This window comes from Paenibacillus sp. MABNR03 (genome assembly GCF_050455445.1).
In the GTDB taxonomy this organism is placed as follows: Bacteria; Bacillota; Bacilli; order Paenibacillales; family Paenibacillaceae; genus Paenibacillus; species Paenibacillus xylanilyticus.
Map to the genome: position 1 here is coordinate 1,084,839 of NZ_JBCIYR010000002.1, position 23,345 is coordinate 1,108,183.

Annotated in this window: 16 protein-coding genes and 1 tRNA gene; 14 read left to right on the forward strand and 3 right to left on the reverse strand. The window is 48.2% G+C overall.

Going from position 1 to position 23,345, the window contains the following annotated elements:
* Positions 1–23: 23 nt before the first annotated feature.
* Positions 24–1,004, reverse strand: a complete 981-nt coding sequence (locus AAIH57_RS13765; RefSeq protein ID WP_175399497.1) for an aldo/keto reductase — start codon at positions 1,002–1,004, stop codon at positions 24–26.
* Positions 1,005–1,214: 210 nt separating this feature from the next.
* On the opposite strand from AAIH57_RS13765, the gene leuB reads away from it, so the two are divergent.
* The 14 genes from leuB to AAIH57_RS13835 all read left to right on the forward strand — a co-directional run bounded on the left by leuB (position 1,215) and on the right by AAIH57_RS13835 (position 22,076).
* A complete protein-coding gene (gene leuB, locus AAIH57_RS13770) occupies positions 1,215–2,297 on the forward strand; it encodes a 3-isopropylmalate dehydrogenase (protein WP_175399498.1) in 1,083 nt (360 codons plus the stop codon).
* Positions 2,298–2,570: 273 nt separating this feature from the next.
* Positions 2,571–3,110: a peroxiredoxin gene (locus tag AAIH57_RS13775; RefSeq protein ID WP_062320195.1), complete on the forward strand. Its 540-nt coding sequence runs from the start codon at positions 2,571–2,573 to the stop codon at positions 3,108–3,110.
* A 359-nt stretch (positions 3,111–3,469) separates the two neighbouring features.
* Positions 3,470–3,886, forward strand: a complete 417-nt coding sequence (locus AAIH57_RS13780) for a hypothetical protein (protein ID WP_175399499.1) — start codon at positions 3,470–3,472, stop codon at positions 3,884–3,886.
* A gap of 448 nt (positions 3,887–4,334) precedes the next feature.
* Positions 4,335–5,438, forward strand: a complete 1,104-nt coding sequence (locus tag AAIH57_RS13785) for an ATP-binding protein (protein ID WP_175399500.1) — start codon at positions 4,335–4,337, stop codon at positions 5,436–5,438.
* Positions 5,439–5,560: 122 nt separating this feature from the next.
* A complete protein-coding gene (locus AAIH57_RS13790; RefSeq protein WP_430021992.1) occupies positions 5,561–6,529 on the forward strand; it encodes an AAA family ATPase in 969 nt (322 codons plus the stop codon).
* Between the two features lie 2 nt (positions 6,530–6,531).
* Positions 6,532–7,656: a DUF58 domain-containing protein gene (locus AAIH57_RS13795; protein WP_430021993.1), complete on the forward strand. Its 1,125-nt coding sequence runs from the start codon at positions 6,532–6,534 to the stop codon at positions 7,654–7,656.
* Positions 7,653–8,960: a hypothetical protein gene (locus tag AAIH57_RS13800; RefSeq protein WP_430021994.1), complete on the forward strand. Its 1,308-nt coding sequence runs from the start codon at positions 7,653–7,655 to the stop codon at positions 8,958–8,960. Before AAIH57_RS13795 ends, AAIH57_RS13800 begins: the two co-directional genes overlap by 4 nt.
* Positions 8,961–9,050: 90 nt before the next feature.
* Positions 9,051–10,007 (forward strand): aldolase catalytic domain-containing protein, encoded by a 957-nt coding sequence (locus AAIH57_RS13805; protein ID WP_175399504.1) that lies wholly within the window; start codon positions 9,051–9,053, stop codon positions 10,005–10,007.
* 376 nt (positions 10,008–10,383) lie between these two features.
* Entirely contained in the window at positions 10,384–12,510 is a 2,127-nt protein-coding gene (locus AAIH57_RS13810; protein WP_430021995.1) for a bifunctional diguanylate cyclase/phosphodiesterase, read from the forward strand.
* 217 nt (positions 12,511–12,727) lie between these two features.
* Positions 12,728–12,798 (forward strand) — tRNA-Gly (locus AAIH57_RS13815).
* A gap of 561 nt (positions 12,799–13,359) precedes the next feature.
* The gene (gene abc-f / locus AAIH57_RS13820; protein WP_430021996.1) at positions 13,360–15,255 is read left to right on the forward strand and encodes a ribosomal protection-like ABC-F family protein; all 1,896 of its coding nucleotides are present in this window, start codon (positions 13,360–13,362) and stop codon (positions 15,253–15,255) included.
* A 418-nt stretch (positions 15,256–15,673) separates the two neighbouring features.
* Positions 15,674–16,708 carry a phenylalanine--tRNA ligase subunit alpha gene (gene pheS / locus AAIH57_RS13825; protein ID WP_175399507.1) on the forward strand — a complete coding sequence of 345 codons (1,035 nt, stop codon included), beginning with the start codon at positions 15,674–15,676 and terminating at the stop codon, positions 16,706–16,708.
* 67 nt (positions 16,709–16,775) lie between these two features.
* Entirely contained in the window at positions 16,776–19,229 is a 2,454-nt protein-coding gene (gene pheT, locus AAIH57_RS13830; protein WP_430021997.1) for a phenylalanine--tRNA ligase subunit beta, read from the forward strand.
* A gap of 138 nt (positions 19,230–19,367) precedes the next feature.
* Positions 19,368–22,076 carry a hypothetical protein gene (locus AAIH57_RS13835; RefSeq protein WP_430021998.1) on the forward strand — a complete coding sequence of 903 codons (2,709 nt, stop codon included), beginning with the start codon at positions 19,368–19,370 and terminating at the stop codon, positions 22,074–22,076.
* Between the two features lie 105 nt (positions 22,077–22,181).
* Here the strand turns inward: AAIH57_RS13835 and AAIH57_RS13840 are convergent, their stop codons facing one another.
* Together AAIH57_RS13840 and AAIH57_RS13845 are read right to left on the reverse strand one after the other, a co-directional pair.
* Positions 22,182–22,574, reverse strand: a complete 393-nt coding sequence (locus tag AAIH57_RS13840) for a cytochrome C oxidase subunit II (RefSeq protein WP_312884389.1) — start codon at positions 22,572–22,574, stop codon at positions 22,182–22,184.
* Between the two features lie 245 nt (positions 22,575–22,819).
* Positions 22,820–23,182 (reverse strand): phage holin family protein, encoded by a 363-nt coding sequence (locus AAIH57_RS13845; RefSeq protein WP_430021999.1) that lies wholly within the window; start codon positions 23,180–23,182, stop codon positions 22,820–22,822.
* Positions 23,183–23,345: the final 163 nt, after the last annotated feature.

Genomic DNA, 23,345 nt, shown 5'->3' on the forward strand with positions numbered 1-23,345 from the left:
GATTATTGTTTAGCTAGCTCTCATTACCATGCATACGCGTTAGGCGCATGTCCACCCGGACCAGGGAAAATCTCATCAAGACGTTTAAGTACCGCTTCATCCAGAGTGACTTCCAGACATTTGAGCGCGGTTTCGAATTGTTCCAGCGTACGAGGTCCGATGATCGGTGCTGTAACGGCCGGATTGGCCGCAACCCAGGCCAGAGCGATAGTGTCCTGTGGTTCACCGAGATCACGGCACAGTGCAGCAAATTCCTCAAGCTGTGTTTTATGACGCTCAATATGCTCAGCGATGCCGCCACTGCGTGTGCCCTCCAGTTTCTGAAGTGCATTGCGACCCAGCAAGCCACCATCAAGTGGGCTCCAAGGAATCACGCCGAGACCCAGTTCTTTGGCTGCAGGCAGCACCTCAAGTTCAGGCAAACGGCAGTTGAGACTGTATTTATGCTGCTCGGAAACCAGGCCGAGGAAATGACGATTTTTGGCTTCACTTTGAGCGATCGCAATCTGCCATGCAGCGAAGTTGCTTGATCCAACATAACCAATTTTGCCTTGATGAACAGCATTTTCGAATGCACCCCACAGCTCGTCCCAAGAAACCGCCGGATCAACATGGTGCATCTGGTACAGCTCGACATGATCCGTTTGCAGGCGGCGAAGGGAACCCTCCAGATGACGTCTGATTTTATAGGCAGAAAGGCCGGCGTCGTTGTTGGGACCATCTGTTTCGTCATGCATGGAACCATACACTTTGGTCGCGAGTACCACTTTTTCACGTCTGCCGCCACCCTGGCTGAACCAGCGTCCGATGATTTCCTCGGTGAGGCCGGAATTCTCACCCCAGCCGTAAATGTTAGCGGTATCAAAAAAGTTAACGCCGGCATCGAGTGCTGCATCCATGATGCGGAATGCTTCTTTTTCGTCTGTAGCAGGCCCAAAATTCATGGTGCCAAGACATATCCGGCTGACTTTGAGACCTGATTTTCCCAAGTACGTGTATTGCATGGTTGCAATCCCTCCTGAGTTACCTGAATTTGACTTCAAGTTATATTTTACCCCAGCCAGACGAGCAGAACAACAGACTCTAACCCTCTTATAGGCAAAATCTATTAAAGTCATAGATTGTATATCTTGGTCAAATGACCACTGAATATGATACAAAAGAGAGAGTTAAGTATGACACGTACGTAGATGAATGAAGGAGTTGGACAACCCATGACAGACGTAAAAAAAATTGCAGTCATCGCAGGTGACGGAATCGGTCCGGAAGTTGTAGCAGAAGCAGAGAGAGTACTCAAGCGCACGGAGGAAGTGTTTGGATATCGTTTTGAAACTGAACATGCACTGTTTGGCGGAATTGCCATCGACGAGAAAGGCACACCACTTCCAGAGGAGACGCTCAGCGTTTGCAAAAGCGCAGATGCAGTACTGCTCGGAGCTGTTGGTGGTCCAAAATGGGACAACAACAGCAAGGAACTTCGTCCCGAAACGGGCTTGCTGGGAATTCGCAAAGCACTCGGATTGTTCTCCAACTTGCGCCCAGCTGTTGTGTTTGACTGCCTGAAGGATGCATCCACCTTAAAACCTGAAGTACTGGAAGGTACAGATCTGATGGTGGTGCGAGAGCTGACGGGAGGCATTTACTTCGGGGAGAAGTTCAGACGTGAAGGATCACAGGGTGAAGAAGCAGTCGACACCTGTGTATATAATGTAACGGAAGTGGAGCGGATCGTTCGTCAGGCGTTTGAGATTGCTCAAGGACGCCGCAAAAAACTGGCTTCTGTCGACAAAGCAAACGTCCTGGAAACCTCCCGTCTCTGGCGTGAAGTCGTTAACCGGGTAGCCCCGGAGTATCCGGATGTTGAAGTGGAACATGTACTCGTAGACAACTGTGCAATGCAGCTGTTGCGTCGTCCAGCAAGCTTTGACGTTATCGTAACGGAAAATATGTTTGGAGATATTCTCAGTGATGAAGCAGCAATGCTGACAGGTTCGATTGGCATGCTGGCCTCTGCGTCACTGGGCGAAGGCAGCTTCGGATTGTATGAGCCGGTACATGGTTCGGCGCCGGATATTGCCGGTCAAGGGTTGGCGAATCCAATCGCAACAATTTTGTCTGTAGCGCTTATGTTCCGTACAACCTTCGGTTATGCCGAAGGCGCGGATGCCATCGAGGCAGCCGTATCCGAGGTACTGAATGCCGGACATCGTACGAGTGACATTGCAGTAGATAAGAGCAAAGCCATCAGCACTACGGAAATGGGCGATCTGATCGTTGCAGCGATCCGTAAGCAATAATAAGACATCATGATCAGGCAGCCCTTAGCTTTCCAGCAGGAAAGATAGAGGGCTGTCCCTTTATCTTTTTGGCACGAAAATTTCTTATTTATAATAATTATAAAAAAATAACGTTTATAATCTTGACTTTGAGAAGTCCGGATGATAACATTTTACTTGTACTTGTTATCAAGTATCAAACCGCTTTAATAACAGGAAAAACGTCCGCGTTTTTCTTGATGATGAGCAATCCATAGGATTGCTTACATAATCCCAAAGGAGGAATTTTTAGTTATGGCAGAACGTTTGGTTGGTAGACCAGCACCAGATTTCGCAATGGAAACAGTATCGGGAGACGGACAAGATTTTGGTTCCGTGAAACTGTCCGATTATCGTGGCAAATGGCTCGTATTCTTCTTTTATCCTTTGGACTTCACATTTGTGTGCCCAACTGAAATTACAGCTTTGAGCGATGCTTCCGAGCAATTCAAAGCTTTGGATACTGAAATTCTTGGCGTGAGCGTTGACTCGGTACACAGCCATAAAGCCTGGATCAACACACCTAAAGACAGCAATGGCCTGGGTCAATTGAACTTCCCACTGGCTTCCGATATCACGAAGCAAGTGGCTAAAGATTACGGCGTTCTGATCGAAGAAGAAGGCGTTGCATTGCGCGGTCTGTTCATCATCGATCCAGAAGGCGAACTGAAATATCAAGTAGTTAACCACAACGATGTAGGCCGCAGTGTTGAAGAAACACTTCGCGTACTGCAAGCTCTGCAATCCGGCGGATTGTGTGCAATGAACTGGAAACCAGGCGACAGCAACCTGTAAGCCTGATTAACTTGAACGTTTATTGTTCAAGCCCTCATCCCTATCGGGATTGAGGGCTTTTTGCACCCTTTTTCCCAATATAAGATGAGGCTGTACAAGGGTGTTTAGACAGGGTAAGAAACGTGTTAATGATGTATTATAGGAATGAGAGGTTTTTTACATCTCTCGAAAGAGGAATTGAAGAGCCTGAAGGCGAATAGGGTATGGAAACCCCGGAAAAATTTCGGGGCATGGCAATGATAATATTTTGATGAATGTGTTACACTGATGGAACGATTCCTTTTCAGTAAAGCTTCAAGTGTACGGGAGAGCCGGTTCTAATATAAGATCCCGACACGTAATAAGGAGGGTGAACAAAAATGAGTTACTGTTGTGGGGCAAGTATGGTGGGAACGAAGGGCACGCTGAAGCATTACCGCACCCAGGTTCATAATGTTCCCCTGCTGTTTTGTCCGGTATGCCACCGGGTAGAGGTGCATTACAAAGTGGAAAATGAATATGAAATTTTGGCTGAATATGCGCATGGTGACGGTGCTTCCGAAATTGATTTTCAGGATTATGTGACTGAGGATGAAGATGCAATCTTCGAAAATTGTGTAAACCGCGAGAGCGAGGATGCAATGGTCATCGTGCAGCGACAGATCGACATGGCCCTGGACCTGCTAAGGCTTGCCAAGGAAATGAAGGATGAGAAGTGGGAGAGCGAACTCAAACGCCGATTAGCCGTAATGAGCCAGCGCAGACTTAAAATTCAGCATAACAAAAGCGGGCTATAGATGTAATATGCATGATATAGATCGTGATCGGATACGAACGGAGCTGATTCGCAATTTAAGCGAAAAGGCTTCGTTTTTGTGTTTTCGAAAACGCTATTTCGAGGTTTTTCTTAAAATAATTTCCATTCGACACTTTCTCCGATTGACTCTCTTCTATAAACTTGTCTATGATAAAAACAGACTTGCAAAAGAGGCGGAGCAAAAAAGTGTTCGTGTTTGGGAATAGGAGATCGGTTAGAATGGAACAAACGTATATTATTTTCCGGATCAACTGTTGGTTACCGGGAAAAGACCAGCTAGGGTTCCGGACGTGCCATCCATATTTTCGGCTCAGCCCCCCAATGAAAGGGCACCGGTAATGAAAAATAAAATCGGCCCTTCCTGTTTCTGTGATGATATGATGTCCGAATGGCAAGTTTATCATTTACGTGAAAAGGAGGAACCTGACATGATTAGTGAATTTCAGGACACAGTGCCTCACCCAACGAACGGATTCCCGCCTGTACATCTCGATAACAACAAATATGAAAATGTTCTGGAACATTTGGATAGTGGTATTATGTTGTTTGACAGCAACGGTGTATTGACGTTTATTAACGTTCAAATGGCAAAATTGTTGGAGCTTCCCCGAAGTCTGTTGAGCGGCTGCACCCTGATGCAAATGCTGCATCATCCACAGATGAGCCGATTCAAGAAAAAGAAAATTTTACGTATCTATCGGGAAACCATTTTTCACCGTAAGCGCTATCATGAACTGATTGACGAGTATGGCAGACACTGGCTGGTCACGGTAACGTACGGAGATCAGATGGATGGAGATTTTTTGTTCAGTGTCAAGGACGTATCCGATTATAAACAAATAGAACAGACCGCTTATCAAAATGACAAACTTGCCATGCTTGGGCGCATTTCGGCATCCATTGCTCATGAAATTCGCAATCCTTTGACAGCGATCCGCGGGTTTATACAGCTGCTGCGCCCCCATTTGCTGCAATTGGGAAAAGATGAATACGCCAGGATCATATTAACGGAGATCGACAGGGCGAACGATATTATCTATGAGTTTCTAAACTCATCCAAACCGTCAGCACCGCAGAAGACGATTATGTCTGTAGACTCTCTGCTCAAAGAAGTGGTCCTTCTGACGGAAAGCGAAGGCTTGATGAAAGGTTGCGAGATTACGCTCGATGAAGGGGACTCGCCGATGAACGTCTCCATCGATGTCAAACAGATTAAGCAGGTTATTTTGAATATGGTAAAAAACGCGATGGATGCTATTGAGGACGTTGGTGAAGAGCATACAGGTCTGATTCGAATTTCCACTGGAGCCGAGAACAGATACGCACAGATCTCTATTGCCGATAACGGTCAAGGCATGGATCATAACACGCTTGTACGTCTGTTTGATCCATTCTTTACAACCAAAGAGAGCGGGACAGGTCTTGGACTCTCTGTAAGTTATCGTATTATCAAAAACCATGGGGGTACGATCTCTGTTGATAGTAAAAAGGGTGAAGGAACCCGGTTTATGATTATGCTCCCATTGGTGTAACTGCAGGACATTGGAAAGGAATCGGCGCGTACGTCGATTCCTTTTGTTTTTTTTGGGAACAATTCGGGTTATAGTTAGGATGAATGCGGATACATAATCATAGCTGCGAAAGGAAGGTCATTATGGATATTCAGGGAATGGAACAGATGAACAGGCATCTGACAGAGCATGTGGGTCAGGTTATTGTAGGCAAGGAGCGAACCATAGAACTGATCATGACAGCCATTATCGCATCAGGACACGTTCTGCTTGAGGATGTGCCGGGTACGGGCAAAACGATGCTGGCGAAATCGGTGGCATCATCTCTGGATTGCACGTTTCAACGCATACAATTCACCCCTGACTTGTTGCCGTCTGATTTAACAGGGATTCACTTTTACAACCAAAAAGCCGGGGATTTCGAGTTTAGAGCCGGTCCGTTATTTGCGAACCTGGTGCTGGCCGATGAGATCAATCGCGCCACACCGCGTACCCAATCAAGCTTGCTGGAATGTATGGAAGAGCGGCAGATTAGTATCGATGGATCAACGAGACAGCTGGAGCGACCGTTTATCGTCATAGCAACCCAGAACCCGATTGACAACCAGGGGACCTTCCCGCTGCCTGAGGCACAAATGGATCGATTTATGATGAAAATTCGGATGGGTTATCCGACCAGTGATGAAAGTGTAGAAATTTTGAGACGTACTGTCGCCGGTCGTTCGGTCGACGATCTTACATCAATTATAAGTCGCGAGAAATTGCTGGAAGCTCAGCGTACATACCAATCTGTCCAGGTTGAAGAAGACCTGCTAAAATACATCATCCGTCTCACGGAAGAGACACGCCGACATCCCGAGCTGTCGCTTGGCGTTAGCCCAAGGGGAGCCCAAGCCCTGCTGAAGGCAAGTCAGGCATGGGCAGCGCTGCACGGCAGAGACTACGTGCTGCCTGATGATATCAAGGTGCTTGCTGAGCCTGTGTTGGCTCATCGGCTAGTATTCCGTAACAGGGTTCGACAGCAGGAGGGGATGGCTGAGCGAATGATTCAGGAGATTCTGAGCCAGGCTGAAGTGCCTACGGAGAACATTGGCACCGCCAGTGGACGGTAAGTATGGCATTGTTATGGCTTGTCGTTGTTGGGAGCATTGTCATTGGTTTACAAGGCATAGCGTTTGGACGTCCGGCATTGCGAAAACTGAAGTATACACGTGAATTCAGCAAACTTCGCTGTTATGCAGGGGACGAGCTGGAGATGGTGGAAACGATAGCCAATGAGAAGCGGGTTTCAGTTCACTGGCTGAGACTTGAGGCGATGATGCCTGGCTCTTTTGTATTTCGCAGCGGTTCAGGCATGGATATCAGTCAAGGCGACATTTATCAGAATCATAAAAGTATCTTTACATTAAAACCGTTTACGCGTATCACACGCAAACATCCCTTTGTTTGCACTCAACGCGGTATATATACTCTGAACACGGTGACAATGACCGGTGGAGATCTGTTTGGCATTTGGCGCACTTCAAAACCCATTCCTGTTCATCTGACCATGATCGTATACCCTTCTCTGGTCCATGCAGAGGAACTGCCCGCCATCTATCAGGTGTGGCAAGGTGAAGTTGAGGTGTCACGCTGGATCGTGGAGGATCCATTTCTCATTCTGGGTGTCCGTCCCTACGGTGCAGGAGACCCCATGAATCGTATTCATTGGAAAGCGAGCGCACGAACAGGTGAGCTGCAGGTATACAAGCAGGGATGGACAGCTGATCCACAGTCCTGGATTATTGTAAACATTCAGGAATCAGCGGATATGTGGAGCGTGGTGACACGGCCTGAGGTGATTGAACGTGCATTGCGATATGCTGCAACAGCTGTGGTGGATGCGATCGGCAGAGGGCTGCCTGCAGGTTTTGCCCATAATGGCTATCGGGTAAACGGAGGGCGTGATCCGCTTCGGATTGAGCCCGATTATGGCAGCCCACATCTGGAGCTGCTGCTGGAAGCGATGGCGGAGACAGAGCTGAAATGCATGGTTCCCATGGAGCAATTTCTGCATGATGAAGTGGAGCGCAATGAGGAAGCTCAGCAAGTTCGGAGTTATCTTTTGATCACATCCTATGTTTCTTCTGCGATGGAGCATGAAATTGCTTGCCTGCATGAGCAAGGTCATCGGGTAACTGTTCTGCCTGTAGAGCGGGAACAAAGCGGCGTGAAGAACAACAAGGCGGTGAGTGCATGAGTGAACCGACTTCGAGCAGATACAGACTCGGAATACCTCTGTCAGCAGTCCTACTGACAGGTATTTATATGTATCCGCTGCTAACCCTGACCTCGCTCTATGCAACCGGTTATCTGCCATACACATTAATGATCATTTACTTTTTAGCAAGCGGGTTAAGTGTGGTACTGAAACAAAAATTTCAGCGATTGGGAATGAATGCCTGGATTCGGTTAGGTGCAGCTCTGCTTCTGGGAGCACTTGTCTGTTTGGTATTAACTTCGGCAGCCGGACTTTCATTGCCGGAGTTGTTCACAGCTCTTATATGGGGAATCATATCAGCCTACATAGGTTTGGCGCCCGAACCGACACTTCGCTCCACCTTGATGTGGAGATGGCAGATTTTCGGTGTGGTTGGTTCCATTATACTGAGTAGTTTCTCACGCTGGCTGGAACCTCTTTACCCGCTGCAGCCGTATGTGGGAACGTTATACGCATCAGGTCTAATCAGCTTTATGGGCTGTTTGCTGGTCGTGTACAGCTCGCAGCTGGACAGGGCTGTACTAAACGATGGCAGCAAAAGAATGGTGCTTCGGGAGTTTGCCAGATCGAATCATCAGCGGTTGATATGGATGTTGATTATCATTGCGGGAATTGGAGCATTTCCCAGTCTTGCCGCATGGCTAGCTCCTCTACGGGATCGTCTGCTCGTATGGATCAGGGGGTTAATAGGCTCATCTTCCAATCAGCAGCTGCCCATTACACCAATCTCTGGTATTGACCCGTCAATGCTTCCGGACAGAGTGGAGGAGCCTTCAGAACCATCTGTTTTCTGGGACATACTGGGTTGGGTCGTCTTAGGTGTATCTGCTGCTCTGATTCTATGGCTGATCTTCAAATTGGGACGGAAGGTGATAGATCGTCTTATGGACCGATTGAAGGGGATGATGGAACCCAAGGAACGGAGTGCCGAACCGCGAACCGAATACATCGATATTAGTGAAACGCTGGAAACGCCTGTGAGAGAACGAAAAACCTGGTTTCGAAAAAAAGAATTACCCCCATCAGAGGAAGCCGAGCGTGTACGTTACTATTACAGGAAATGGATCGATAGTGCCAAACGTCGAGGGGTTGAAATTGAAGGCGCGCAGACTCCGCTGGAAGCAGCAGAGACGATCCTTCATCATAAGCGCTCATCAGGCAAGCAAGAGGAACGGAAACTCTCAGAGGTGTTGCCTGGTGCCTATAACGCAGTGCGCTACGGAAAAAAAGCTCCGGATCCTTCCGAGATGACCGAGATGGATCGGATCTGGAAGTCCCAATAGACCCAATAACGTGTTTATCCCTTTACTTTTCTTGTCACGTTCAAGTATCATGAGAGGAATACACAAGTTGGTCAGAAAAGGAGCAGACAAATGAAGACAAATCATTGCAAAATTGTAGATTGCACCATTCGTGATGGCGGATTGGTAAATAATTGGGACTTTAGCGTGGACTTCGTTCAACAGCTGTACGCTGGATTGAATGAGGCAGGCGTTGATTATATGGAAATTGGCTATAAAAACTCGCCGAAACTGCTGAAAGGTGCCGAAGAGGCAGGACCTTGGCGTTTCCTGAATGATGATTTCCTGCGCAAAGTGATCCCGCAAAAAGGAAATACCAAATTGTCTGCTCTGGTTGACGTTGGACGTGTGGACGAGAATGACATTTTGCCACGCAGCGAGAGCATGCTGGATCTGATTCGTGTAGCCTGCTACAGCAAGGATGTAGACAAGGCGCTTGCGCTTGTTCAAACATTCCACGATCGTGGATATGAAACGACTCTCAACATCATGGCATTGTCCAATGTTATGGAAAACGAGCTGCTCGAAGCCTTTGAATTGATCAAAGATAGCTCGGTAGACGTTGTGTACATTGTTGACTCCTACGGAAGCCTTGATCATAATGACGTGAAATATCTTGTAGAAAAATTTAAAACCCATTTGCCAAACAAACGTCTTGGTGTGCATACTCACAATAATATGCAGCTTGCGTTCTCCAACACCCTTGTGGCGGCTGAGCTAGGCGTTGAACTGCTGGACGCTTCTGTGTATGGTATGGGCCGTGCAGCAGGTAACTGCCCAACAGAACTTCTTGTTGCTCATCTGAAGGGAACGAAATACAATCTCCGTCCGGTTCTGGGCGTTTTGGAACAATTGATGGTTCCGCTGCGTGAAAAAGAAGAATGGGGTTACATCCTGCCATACATGATCACAGGTGCACTGGACGAGCATCCTCGTTCGGCTATGGCGCTGCGTTCGTCATCGGAGAAGGATAACGTAGTGGATTTCTACGATAAGCTGACAACACCTGAAGTGAATTTCGATAAATAATTGCCGGTCAATATTCACAAATTGACTGTCGCTTTTCTGGACGAGACTCAATCGATTTATCAACAATATAGTCTGAAATACAGTTGTAAACTAAAAAAACATGGACTCCAAGCGGAGATTCATGTTTTTTTAGTTCTTAGTACCTTGTTTTCTTACACAGATATGAATACATATTCCTATTTTAAACTAAATTTGTAGTTCACGTCCGCAGAATTAAATGTTATTATGTACCAGATAGCATGTATGGGCATGTGAATTGAACGTTGGTAAATATTCATTGTCGAATGGTGTAACAATGAAAGTTTTCAAACCTGAATGTCACAACGCTGGCTAAAGGTTATTCAGGATAGGTGATCCCGGGAAGGAAAAACACGGCATGAAGGCAAATTCGCAAGATCAGAGAAAAGTAATTTGGGTCGCGCTAGGCGGCTTATTGTGTTTTCTCGCAAGTCAATGGTATCGTTCCTCTGCAAGCTCTGATCTAATCATATCCGGATACCCGGTTCTGACGCTATTGGGCGGATTCGTTGCAGCAGCAGCCTGTATCGGCATTTACAACCAAAGCTGGTTGTTCCAGACCCAAAAGCTAACCCTGCGCAGGGTCCTGATCACAACACTCTTCTTATTAATTGGTCTGTTTGAATTGATTCATATCGTTTCATATGCAGAAGAGGTGCCGACCGGAGCGATGATGGAATCAGAGTTCTCGCTGAAAATGATGACCCTTGGCTCTGTGGTCTGTACAGCCGGATTACTGCTCATTTATGTAGTGAGAGAAAAAGAAATAGCGTTACCACGTAAATTTTTACTGTTCAGTGGAACGTTGGGTACGTTTGTCATATTATACACACTGGGTGTCCAGGAATGGATCTGGTTGCCGAAGCTAACCGAGGAAGGTCTGCTCAGCGGAACGTTTACGAGAATTCACCTTTTGACAGGTCTTCTGTGCGGTATTACTGCAGTTGTGCTGTTTCTGAAATGGAAAAAGGGCAAGGATGGAGATCTTCCCTCTATCCTGTGCGGAGCCCTTTGTTTTTTCTACGGAGAAGGCTACTTGGTCTCTGCTGCGGAAGTGAACGACCTGAATCTGTTGTTTGCAATGTGGATGAACTGCATGGGTTACTTTTTTATACAAAAAGGACTTTACACAACGGTCGTGGACACACCGTTCCTGAAACAGCAGGCCGCTGAAGCCAAAATGAACTATATTGCTCATCATGATGATGTGACAGGCCTGCCGAATCGTCGCCGCCTCTCCCAACGGCTGAGAATGTTACTGGACGATGCAGTGGAGCAGGAACAGCTAGTCGGTGTGCTTGTGCTGAATATTAACCGGTTCAAAACGATTAACGATTCACTTGGTCAGCAGGCAGCCAATCGCGTCCTCCGTCAAGTGGGGCAGCGCCTCAAGCATTCTTCTCTGCCGGGCGAGGAAGTATATGGACTTGGGCGGGACGAGTTTGTGATCACGATGACGGACTTCTGGACCACAGAAAATGCACTGCGCCGAACAAGATCGATTCTGCAGCTGTTTGAAAAGCCGGTTATGGTTGATGGCAATGATTATCATATTACGCTTGGCATAGGCATGGCCATCTATCCCCATGACGGGGGATCACCGGAGGAAATTATTCAAAATGCGGATACAGCCCTGCACAATGCCAAGGAACAGGGCATCGAGCTGAATCGGTATGCCCATGCAATGCAGATGAAGGCACAGGAACGCCTGCAGCTGGAGAATGATCTGCGCAAGGCATTGGATCGGGGCCAGTTCTACCTCGTATATCAGCCACAGATTAATCTCGCAAGTGGAATGATTGTAGGCATGGAGGCACTGGTACGCTGGCAGCATCCGCAGCGTGGACCGATATCCCCGGCAGAGTTCATCCCTCTGGCAGAAGAAAGTGGTTTGATCGTGCCACTGGGTGAGTGGGTGCTTCGGGAGGCATGTGCGCAGAACAAGCTGTGGCAGGAAGCTGGGTATCGCAAGCTATGTGTATCGGTCAACCTCTCAATGAGACAATTCAGACATTCCCATTTGCTGGACAACATCAGTGGTATTCTAAGGGAAACCGGATTGGAGCCTGTTTGGCTTGAACTGGAGATTACCGAGAGCATGACATTTGATAAAGATCGTGCGTTTGAGCAGCTGCGCAAAATCAAAGAAATTGGTGTTCATATCAGTATTGATGATTTTGGAACAGGGTACAGCTCACTGCATTATCTGAAGGATCTGCCGATTGACCGGCTCAAAATTGATCGCTCATTCGTCAATGAAGTCATGGAGGATAGCAACAATGCGGCGATTGTATCGACCATTACATCCATGGCGCATCACCTGCAATTGAAGGTGACGGCCGAAGGGGTAGAGAACGAGGCACAACTCCTTTTCCTTCGTGATCAGCATTGTCATGAAGCACAGGGCTACTTTTTCAGTAAACCGATCGTTGCAGCCGATTTTGAGAAGCAGTTTCTACGAGATGTGGATAAACCTACAGGATAAACATCGGGCAGGGGCGTGGATCGCTTCTGTCTTTTTTATGTACCAAGGAAAAAGTGGGAAATGGAACTTGCAAGGATTGGAGGAACATGTTATATTAGTTTTTGTAAAAACCATGTTAAGATTCTTAGGAACTTAACGAACGTAGCTCAGCTTGATAGAGCACCTGGTTTTGAGATCAGTCGCATGTTCAAATTGAGTCGTCCCGATCATCAATCGTGCGGGTGTAGTTCAATGGTAGAACTTTAGCCTTCCAAGCTAATAGCGTGGGTTCGATTCCCATCACCCGCTTAACTTCATTTAAGAAACCCTCTTGTTAATCACAAGGGGGTTTCTTTTTGTCCAGAAAATGAGAATCCTCAGTGTTGTTCTAGACCACTCAAACCTTTGCATTTACTCCATCTTCTGGTACAATAATGGAGAATTGATACTATACATGAATGAGAGGTAACCACACGTCCCATGAAGTAAGACACATGAATTGAACCCCAGTAACTGCAGAACGTGTATGACGCAGTCAGCCGCAGCGGCTGAGCAATGAGGGGATTCGTGTGTCCAAATTCAGCAATGGGATCAGGTGTGTGTGCGAGCCGTTTGTTGTGGTTTGCGTTTACCTTGTTTAGGGGTATATTTCTTCATGCCTGGAGTATCTTATGCTCGTTTTTTGACGCTTGATTCCAAACCTGAATTGCCAGACCGCCGGCGGATGCCAGCGGTTTTTTTTGTTCAGGAAATATTCGTTATGGATTTCCTGTGAACCGTGGCAGCTCCAATAGTGACTGAGATTAACGAGAAGATCTCTCATCAATGTTGGAGATGTATTCGATTTCAACACAGGAAGGATGAGGTCTTATGATGACATTGGTGCGCCTCCATGAAGTATCAAAAGAGTGGAACGGGATGGAATTGTTTACAGGATTGAATATGGAAATTAACGAAGGTGAGCGGCTTGCCATTTTGGGTCGCAATGGATGCGGGAAAACGACATTGTTACGTATCATGCTAGGAGAAGAGGAGGGTGGTGGACGCATTGAGCGCCATATTCCGCAGCAGGAGTGGGGATTCATGCGTCAGCGCTCCCTAATCGAACCCGGAATGAAGGTGCTGGATGCTGTACGGAAGGAAAGTGGCCGGATTTATGAAGTGAAACGTGAGTTAGAAGAACTGGAACGGAGCATGGGGAGGAGTGGGAGTGAAGAGGAGCCGCGGCTGCTTAAAGCCTATACCACAGCCATAGAGCAATATGAGCAGCTGAACGGATACATGTGGGAGACCGAGGTGGAAAAGATACTGACCCGTCTTGGGTTAAGCTCGGAATTTTGGAGCAGACCCTATCAATCCTTGAGTGGTGGACAAAAAACCAAGGCGAGACTGGCAGGACTACTGGTCAGCAAGCCTAAATTTCTGATTTTGGATGAACCGACGAATCATCTGGATGAAGACAGCATGCGATGGCTCGAAGAATGGCTATCTAATTATACAGGCACACTGCTCTTTGTTTCGCATGACCGAACCTTTATAGATCAAGTGGCAACAGGCGTCATTGAGTTTACCCCACAAGCGTTGACCAAGTATAAAGGCGGGTACTCTGACTACAAAGTTCACAAGGAGAGGGAGCGGCGTGAGCAGGAAAGCCTTTACCGCAAACAGGAACTGGAGCGAAAAGCGCTTGAAGAGACCATTCGCAATTATCAGCAATGGTTCCATAAGGCCCACAATTCGGCAACGGATGTGGAGGTTAAGATCACCCAAAGCTTTTACAAAGCTAAAGCCAACAAAAACATCTCGCGTTACCATGCAAAACAGAAGCAGTTGGAACGCCTGGAGAATGAGCGGGTAGATAAACCTCGTGAAGCAGCAAAATTAAACATGGAACTGCAAGTCAACACGCTGGCGGCACGCCAGCTACTTGGACTGAGCGAAGTCAGTTTTGCTTATCCGGGAGGAAAGCCGTTATTTCACGATCTGGGAATGGCTGTCGAGCGTGGTGATCGGCTTGCCGTACGTGGGCCAAATGGTACGGGCAAGACGACCCTGCTTAAATTGATGATCGGGGAGCTGGAACCGGAGCACGGTAAGGTGACACGGCACCCACAGCTGAAGATCGGATATTTTTCACAAGAGCTCGAGGGACTTCCCGAGAATCTGACCCTGCTGGACAGTTTACTCAGTCTTCCGTCCATGACCCAGAGCGCAGCACGAACCATTCTGGGATGTTTTCTGTTTACCAGAGAAGATGTATTCAAGCACATCGGGGACCTGAGTATGGGAGAGAAATGCAGAGTGGCGTTTCTAAGACTATACTTTGGCGGTGCCAACTTGCTGGTGTTGGATGAACCAACGAACTATCTGGATATCGATACCCAGGAAGTCATGGAAAATGTATTAAAGCAGGCTTCGGGTGCATTGGTGCTTGTATCTCATGACCGAATGTTGACCAAGATGCTGGCTAACCGTTTGGTTGATCTGGAACCTGGAGGTAAGGTTGCGGTATTCGAAGGAGGAGTCGAAGATTGGGAACAGTCAAGAAAACTTCGAAATTCTGCGCTTAACCAGCGGGACTCGGACGATGAACGATTACGCCTGGAATTGCGGTTGTCCGAGTTGCTGTCTCCAATGAGTGATGCGGGTAAAGGTGTGTTTTCACATCAAGGGGCTGATGAGGAACGAGCTGTTGAAGCAGCCGAGATCCGGGAAATCCAAAAGCAGTTAGAACAGCTGAAAAAGAAGGATGGGAGCAAAAATTAGATGGATGACTGGCTTGCTATTTCGATTGAATTTGCATATAATTATGGACGATCATCTATAATTACGTCGATACAGGTTTGACTAACCAACAAACGTGATGATGGAGACAAGTAAGCAGTGCCTCTGGACAGGGAGGAAGCGCCGTAGATTGAGAGCGTTTCTGTAGAACAAGGCTGCCGAAATTCACTCCGAAGCGGTTCCCTGAACTTGGCTTTGCATTCATTTGCAGAGTGTCAGCAGTAGGGGCAAACGGTTAACGGTCGTTATTCCGTACAGAGTGAGACAGACGTGTTGCAGGCCGGAAGGGCTACGCAGCGCCGAATGTCTAACAAGGGTGGTACCACGGTCTTTTCGTCCCTTTTGGGGAGAAAAGGCCTTTTTTTGTTGCAATAACACCACATAAAGGGGGCAATTACACATGAAAGAACGTTTAGAAGCATTGAAGATCGAAGCGCTGGAACAGTTGTCCGGCGTAAATGATCCGCAGACGCTTGGTGATCTGCGTGTAAAGTATTTGGGGAAAAAGGGCGCATTGACTGAGATTTTGCGTGGTATGGGTGCACTTAGTGCGGAGGAACGTCCAGTGATTGGGCAAGTGGCCAACGATGTTCGCAGCGCCATTGAGGAAGTCATCGACAGCAAGCAGGAGCAGTTCCAGAAGGAAGAGACAGCGAAGCGCCTTCAATCCGAGAAAATTGATGTGACCCTCCCTGGACGTCGTGGACGTCAAGGCGGCCTGCATCCGCTAACCAAAGTGGTACAGGAAATCGAAGATATTTTCATCGGTATGGGATACCGCGTAGCGGAAGGTCCTGAAGTGGAAATGGATTACTATAACTTTGAAGCACTGAACCTGCCGAAGAACCACCCGGCCCGCGATATGCAGGATTCCTTCTATGTAACAGAAGACCTGTTGATGCGTACCCATACGTCTCCGGTTCAAGTGCGGACCATGCAGAGCATGAAAGGGGAAGTGCCTGTCAAAGTCATTTGCCCGGGTAAAGTATACCGCCGCGATGATGACGATGCTACGCATTCCTTCCAGTTCAACCAGGTTGAAGGCTTGGTCATCAGCGAGAACATTCGTATGAGTGACCTGAAGGGAACCCTGCTGCAATTTGTGCGTGAAATGTTCGGTGCTCACACGGAAATTCGTTTGCGTCCAAGCTTCTTCCCGTTCACCGAGCCGAGTGCGGAAGTGGATGTAACCTGTGTACAATGTGGCGGCAGCGGCTGCCGGGTATGTAAACAAACCGGATGGCTTGAAATTCTGGGCGGCGGTATGGTTCATCCGAAAGTGCTGGAAATGGGGGGATATGACCCTGAGAAATACAGTGGTTTCGCATTTGGTATGGGGGTTGAGCGTATCGCGATGCTGAAGTATGGTATCGATGATATTCGTCATTTCTATAACAGTGATATGGCATTCCTGAAGCAATTCGGACGGCTGTAACTTAACGATAAGCAAGCGCAACGCTTGAACTGCAAAACCAATTTATAGATTAAGGAAGTGAACGTCCATGAGAGTATCGACAGATTGGCTGTCTGATTATATTGCCCTTGAAGGTGTGACGCCACAGGAACTGGCAGAGAAAATTACACGCGCAGGGATTGAAATCGATGTAGTGGAAAACCGCAACCAGGGCGTAAACAAAGTGGTTGTAGGTTACGTGAAGAGCAAGGAGAAGCACCCGGATGCCGACAAATTGAACGTATGTATCATTGATGCCGGACAGGAAGAAGATCTGCAGATCGTATGTGGAGCGAAAAATGTGGATGCAGGTCAAAAGGTAGCTGTGGCCCTGGTTGGAGCGAAGCTCCCTGGCGGTCTGGATATTAAAAAAGCCAAGCTGCGCGGCGTCGTTTCACTCGGCATGATCTGCTCTGCAAAAGAGCTTGGCATGAACGACAAGCTGCTCCCTAAAGATCAGCAGGAAGGCATTCTTGTCCTGCCAGAGCAAACGGAGATTGGCACGCCAATCAGCCAAGTGCTTGGTCTTGACGATCATGTGCTTGAACTGGATTTGACACCAAACCGTTCCGACTGCCTGAGCATGCGCGGAGCAGCCTATGAAGTCGGCGCCATTCTGGGTCGTGAAGTGAAGCTTCCGGATCCGAAAGAGCAGCTGGTTGAGATTGGTGATGCTGCTGCGGATCATATCTCGGTGAAGATCACAGCTCAGGAACAATGCAGTCACTATGCAGCACGTTATGTGACAGGCATTAAACTTGGAGCTTCTCCCCTCTGGATGCAAAACCGTCTGGTCGCGGCTGGTGTTCGTCCTATCAATAACATTGTGGATATCACAAACTATGTGATGCTGGAATATGGTCAACCGCTGCATGCATTTGATGCAGATAAGCTGGAGAAAGGTCATATCGAAGTGCGCATGGCCAAGGAAGGCGAAACGATCGTGACTTTGGATGGCCAGGAGCGCAAGCTCGAACCGCACATGCTGTTGATTACGGATGGCGTGAAGCCGGTAGCCATCGCTGGTGTTATGGGTGGCGAGAATTCCGAGGTTTCGGAAAGCACCGTCAATCTTTTGCTCGAATCCGCCAAGTTCGACGGCGGTACCGTTCGGAAAACGTCGCGCCAACTGGGGCTGCGTTCCGAAGCAAGCATGCGTTTTGAGAAGGAAGTTGACCCGGGGGCTGTCATTACGGCACTGGATCGTGCAGCTGAATTGATTCAGCGTTATGCTGAAGGGCAAGTGCATCAAGGAATCGTGGAAGCTGGAGCAGAAGTGGCAGAGAAACGCGTTATACAGCTGTCGCTGGACAGATTGAATCGTTATCTGGGAACAGAGCTGTCACTGCTTGAGGTGAAAACCATTTTTGCTCGTCTGCACTTCGCGTGCGGAGACGCCGAGCAGGGGCTGCTTGATGTGGAAGTGCCGACTCGCAGAGGCGACATTACCCGTGACGTAGATCTCTTCGAAGAAATTGCACGGCTCTATGGATATGACAACATTCCAACCACATTGATTGAAGGACCAACAACACCAGGTGCCTACACGCGCTCCCAAGCAATGCGTCGCACCATCCGTGGCCTGCTTGCAGGAAGTGGCTGGCAGGAAATGATCAGTTACTCTTTTGTACATCCGGATAAAGCAACGTTGTTCCCGGCATTGACTGAAGGAAGCAAGGCTGTGAAGCTGGCTATGCCTATGAGTGAGGATCGCAGTGTTCTTCGCACAAGCATTCTGCCGCAAATGCTGGATGCAGCGGTCTACAACATGAACCGTAAGCAGGATTCACTGGCTGTGTTTGAAGTAGGCAGCGTGTTCTTCACTGAAGAAGAAAAGCTGACGAAACAACCGCATGAAATTCCGGTCCTGAGCCTGCTGCTTACCGGCAACCGTGCCTCCCAGCAGTGGAATGTGGCAGCAGAAAAAGTGGACTTCTTCGACCTGAAAGGTGCACTTGAGAACCTGTTTTCCTATGTCGGACTGGAACAACGTATTCGTCTTGTGGCAAACAGTCCTGAAGGCTTCCATCCGGGACGTTCCGCATCCGTATATTTGGATGGGAAGAATGGTGGCGAAGGCAAACTGATCGGTACCATGGGTCAGCTGCATCCTGAACTGCAGCAGCAATATGATCTGAATGATGTGTACATCGCAGAGATTGCGCTTGAAGCAATCTACAATGAAGCAGACGTGGACATTCGTTACCGCGAACTTCCGCGTTTCCCAGCCGTAGAACGTGATATTGCGGTAGTTGTAAGCAAGGACATTGAAGCTGGAGATATGCTGCGCACAATTCGTGAAGCAGCGGGTGAACTGCTGCAAACAGTACAGGTATTCGATGTGTTTACAGGCAGCAAACTGGGTGAAGATAAGAAGAGTGTAGCGATGGCTCTTGTGTATCGCAATCGTGAACGTACGTTGACGGATGAGGAAATTACTGAGGTACATGCTCGTGTGGTTGCCCGTCTGGAGGAGCAATTCGGAGCAGAATTGCGCAAATAGAACAGAACCCAATTTTTTGAACAAAGATTAGCAGGAATTGCTTGAAGTCACATCGAATCCTTAGCATTAGAGGATCGATGTGACTTTTTTGTCATTACAGCTTAGAATCAACATACAGACTTGAAGGAGGGCACAACAGTGACTACACCTGATCGTACACGCGTCACCGTAGAGATCTACGGGACTTCCTATAAACTGGTTGGCAGCAGTGCCGACTATATGAAACAAGTAGCTAATTTGGTAGATGAGCGCATGAGCGCAATTTCCAAGCATCACTCCCGTCTGGATACTCCGCGTATTGCGGTGCTGGCGGCTGTACATATGGCTGAGCAGTCTCTACAGACTCAGGAGATCCGGAATGAATTGAAAATGCTGACCGGTGAACGGACAGAACTTAGAAATGAAGTAAACAGGCTGAATGCGATTCAAAGTGAGCATCAGCAGGAACTAGAGCGTCGTGACCAGGCGCTTGCTGAAGCGACCAAGCAGAAGTCCGAGGTAGAGCAGGCCATGGCGAAACTGCAATCCGAGAAGCAGGCAGAGTTAAACAAGCTGAATGCCCTGCTCGAGCAGGAACGTGCACAGGCTGCAGCCCGTGAACAAAAATGGCAGTCGCAGACAGCCGCACAGCTCAAGGAAGCAGAAGAGAAGTTGAAATTGAGCCTGAGAGAAGCCGAAGAGAAGGCGGCAAACCAGCTTAAACAGGCCAAGGCTCAAGCAGCTGCCGAGCTCAAGGAAGTACAGGCACGTGCTGCAGCCGAATTGCAGCAGAGCCAGGCGAAAGCTGCTGGACAGTACAAGGAACTGCAAGAGAAGACAGCAGCCCAGCTCAAGGAAGCGGAAAGTCGTGCTGCAGCAGAACGCCAGAAAATCGAGGCGAAGGCGGTACAGCAGGTACAGGCAGCCAAAGAGGAAGCCGAAGCTGCGATCTTGTCAGAATTGGAGCAGGCTGAGAGTCAATTGAAAAAAGCTCAGGAAGAAGCCGACCTTCAATATCGTGAGCTCCAGGCCCAAACGGATCAGCGCTTGCAGGAGGCCGAGCAGCAGGCTGCTGAGCAATTAAGTTTGCAACTGGCCAAGGTGAAGGAAGAACAGGCAGCACAGCAACAACGATTGGAACAGAACCACGTAACCGAGATTGAAAAGCTAAAAGCCGATTTCCACGAATCCGCGGAGCAGTCTGAACTGGAATGGATGGAAAAGGAAGCTGCTTACGAGGAGCAATTGCAGCAAGCAAAAGAAGCTGCAGCCATTCAGGTTACAGAAGCCGCGGCTAGTGCTGAAGCTGCGTTGCAAGAAGAACGGGAAAAACTGTTGCAACAGCTTGATCAAGAGCGGGCACGGGCTGCGGATCACATCACGGAGATTGAAAACGAACTGGGCAATCTACGGAAGCAGCTGGCAGAGGCACAGGAAGTGGTTGTTGATCAGGAGCAGCAGCTTCAGCACGAACGCGATCAACTGGATACTTTGCGGAATGAACATGCGTTACGCAAACAAGAGCAGGAAGTTCATGTACGCCGGATAGCGGAACTCGAACAGCAATTGGGACAGCTGAAGGAAGACAGTGCCCAGCTGCAGGAGCAGCTTCGCGAAACGGAAAATGCCTTGCAGCAGTCTCGTGAAACCGAGCAAGAGTGGAAACAGCAATACAATGATACGGTGGAGCGAGAAAGTTCTCTCACAGCACAGCTTCGCAAAATTCAAGAGCAGCATGGACTCCTTGAAAAAGATATTCAGAAGCTGCGTGAAGCCGAAGAGAAGTCGGAGAATGAACAACGCAGATTACAGAAGGTTCTGGAGCAGGCACATGCTGCCGTACGTACATTGCAAAATGAAATCAGTATGCTTACCGAGAGTGAAAAATCTTGGAAGGACCTGGCTGAACAGCGTCTTGTCGAAATGGGAGAGCTGGAGACTCAAGTGCTTGAGGCAGCAGAACAGAATGAAACACTGGAGTATGGTGTACAGTCACTTCATGATGAATTATCCGTGGTTAAGGAAGAAGCTCGCGGGTACAGAGAAGAAGCGAATCGCTACAACGAGCAGGCAAGTCGTGCGCAGCAGGAACGTGTGCAGCTCGAAGATGAGCTTAATCGTATCCGTGAAGAGCTGAACAAACTCCAGGAATCCTATAAACAAATCCGGAATGATTATGGGGATGCACTTCAGCGCGAAGAGGATCGGACTCGCAAGCTGGATGAACTAGGTCAAGAAAATCAGTCGCTGGAACAGGCGCTTGCGAAGTCGAGAGAGCATGCCACCAAGCTGTCGGAACAACTTGCTGAACAGAGCGGTTTGCTTGCACAGACAGAGGAGGAAGCCCTGGAATGGCAAATCAAGCATGAAGAATTGTCTGCGTCACAGGCAGAGCTTGCATCACGGCTGGATGAGTTAAAAGAGCGGGAAGCTCAGCTTCTCGCTCGAGCTGAACAAGCTGAACAGCAGGATCAGGTCTGGCAGCGTCGTGCAGAAGAATGGGCTGTACAGGAACAATCCTGGCAGGAACGCTGGAATCTGCTTGAGAATGAATTAAGCGTATGGCAGAAGGAAAGTGCCGCCACGGTTGAAAAGGTGGAAGAGCTGGAGCAGGAACGACAGCAGCTGGACCAACTGCGCGCGGAAGCAATAGAAGAGAAGCAAACGATGGAAAATGAACTGCTGGAGATTGGCGAGCGGTACGAGCTTGCAGCGAATCAGCTGCGTTTGCTGCAGGTGGAACGTGAAATGGAGCAGGAGAAGGCAGAGCAGCTGAACATGGAGTATCGCCAGCTGCACGATGAATATACGAAGTTGCAGACGGAATATAACGAATGGATCGAATTGATTGAACAGGATCAGACCTAACGAAATTAGATCATGATTGGAATCATGGACATCGTACGAATGTACAATTTGTTATAATACAGAAAGAGCTCCCGTCGCTGCGGGGGCTCCTTGTCTTGGGGCTTATTATTCTTCGACAATGATTTTGGAGATCATGCTGCTATGCCCACTTCCACAAAACACGGAGCAGGACATTTCGAATTCTCCTACTTTGTCGGGGGTAATCACTTTAGAGCTGTTTTTGGTGTCGAGCCGTAAATTCAGCTCAGGAACGAGAATGCCGTGATTACCATTAACGTTTTCGTAAACAATGTTAACCGGGACCCCTTTTTTGAGATGGTATTCCGGTTGGTCGAATTCATAGTTGCTCGCCTTGATTACGAGTTCCTCGCTTGCGGTTACACCTGCATCGGTATCACCGCTGCTGCCCGAGCCTGCGGACTGTTTGCCTCCTCCACAAGCAGCGAGAACCAGGATTAACATGCAGGCTGCAAGCCAAGCCATAGTCTTTTTCATCATGTGCCTCCTTAAGCATGGTATAGATGAAATTTTAATCATTTCTCAAGTCATCATACCGCAAAATGATTAGGCCTGTACATGAAGGCTATGTCGTTTTTTTGAAGATTAACAAGTAGAATTTCTCTCTAATCCAGAGAAGCGGCTGAGATGCTATGGAAATGAAAAAACCTCATCAGGCATATTGGCCATCAGAGGTTGAAGGAGAACTCGTAGGTGTTTAAAGCAGTTGCAATATTAGGTGCTTCTTAGTTATTCTTGGAGCTTCGTCCCGCTTCGAAAGGTGTGGATACCGGAATGAACAGATCGATTATCCCAATCACCAGCGCAGCCAGAATGGCGCCAAGCAGACTAACTTCGACATGGTCAACAATATACTGACCGAGCCAGATCACCAATGCACTTACAATAAAGCCGACGATCCCACGGCCAAAAGGGGTGACTCTTTTGCCAAAGATGCCTTCAATGATCCAGCCGAGCAGTGCAATAACCAGAGCGAGCAGCAGAGCGCTCCAGAAACCACCGACAGCAAATCCGGGAACGATCCAGCTGACAACCATTAATACGATCGCAGCGATGATAAAACGTACGACATGTCCCAAGAAGTTCAACGTGTTTACCTCCTTTAAGTTCAGATCGGATTATGCGTTTGTCATCCACTTTCACGGAGAGGCTGCAAAATCCTGACACCTGTAGTTTGTAGCATGATGTCAGAACTTATGTGTGGAAGGATTCGTTAAATAGCGCGACATCGTTTCTTTCGTTATAATACAG

Excerpts from the sequence above, each read along its gene's own strand:
- AAIH57_RS13805 (WP_175399504.1), top strand. The coding sequence starts at position 9,051 with ATGAAGACAAATCATTGCAAAATTGTAGATTGCACCATTCGTGATGGC.
- AAIH57_RS13795 (WP_430021993.1), top strand. The coding sequence starts at position 6,532 with ATGGCATTGTTATGGCTTGTCGTTGTTGGGAGCATTGTCATTGGTTTA.
- AAIH57_RS13775 (WP_062320195.1), top strand. The coding sequence starts at position 2,571 with ATGGCAGAACGTTTGGTTGGTAGACCAGCACCAGATTTCGCAATGGAA.
- AAIH57_RS13765 (WP_175399497.1), bottom strand. The coding sequence starts at position 1,004 with ATGCAATACACGTACTTGGGAAAATCAGGTCTCAAAGTCAGCCGGATA.
- abc-f (WP_430021996.1), top strand. The coding sequence starts at position 13,360 with ATGATGACATTGGTGCGCCTCCATGAAGTATCAAAAGAGTGGAACGGG.
- AAIH57_RS13790 (WP_430021992.1), top strand. The coding sequence starts at position 5,561 with ATGGATATTCAGGGAATGGAACAGATGAACAGGCATCTGACAGAGCAT.
- AAIH57_RS13810 (WP_430021995.1), top strand. The coding sequence starts at position 10,384 with ATGAAGGCAAATTCGCAAGATCAGAGAAAAGTAATTTGGGTCGCGCTA.
- leuB (WP_175399498.1), top strand. The coding sequence starts at position 1,215 with ATGACAGACGTAAAAAAAATTGCAGTCATCGCAGGTGACGGAATCGGT.
- AAIH57_RS13840 (WP_312884389.1), bottom strand. The coding sequence starts at position 22,574 with ATGATGAAAAAGACTATGGCTTGGCTTGCAGCCTGCATGTTAATCCTG.
- pheT (WP_430021997.1), top strand. The coding sequence starts at position 16,776 with ATGAGAGTATCGACAGATTGGCTGTCTGATTATATTGCCCTTGAAGGT.
- pheS (WP_175399507.1), top strand. The coding sequence starts at position 15,674 with ATGAAAGAACGTTTAGAAGCATTGAAGATCGAAGCGCTGGAACAGTTG.
- AAIH57_RS13780 (WP_175399499.1), top strand. The coding sequence starts at position 3,470 with ATGAGTTACTGTTGTGGGGCAAGTATGGTGGGAACGAAGGGCACGCTG.
- AAIH57_RS13785 (WP_175399500.1), top strand. The coding sequence starts at position 4,335 with ATGATTAGTGAATTTCAGGACACAGTGCCTCACCCAACGAACGGATTC.
- AAIH57_RS13800 (WP_430021994.1), top strand. The coding sequence starts at position 7,653 with ATGAGTGAACCGACTTCGAGCAGATACAGACTCGGAATACCTCTGTCA.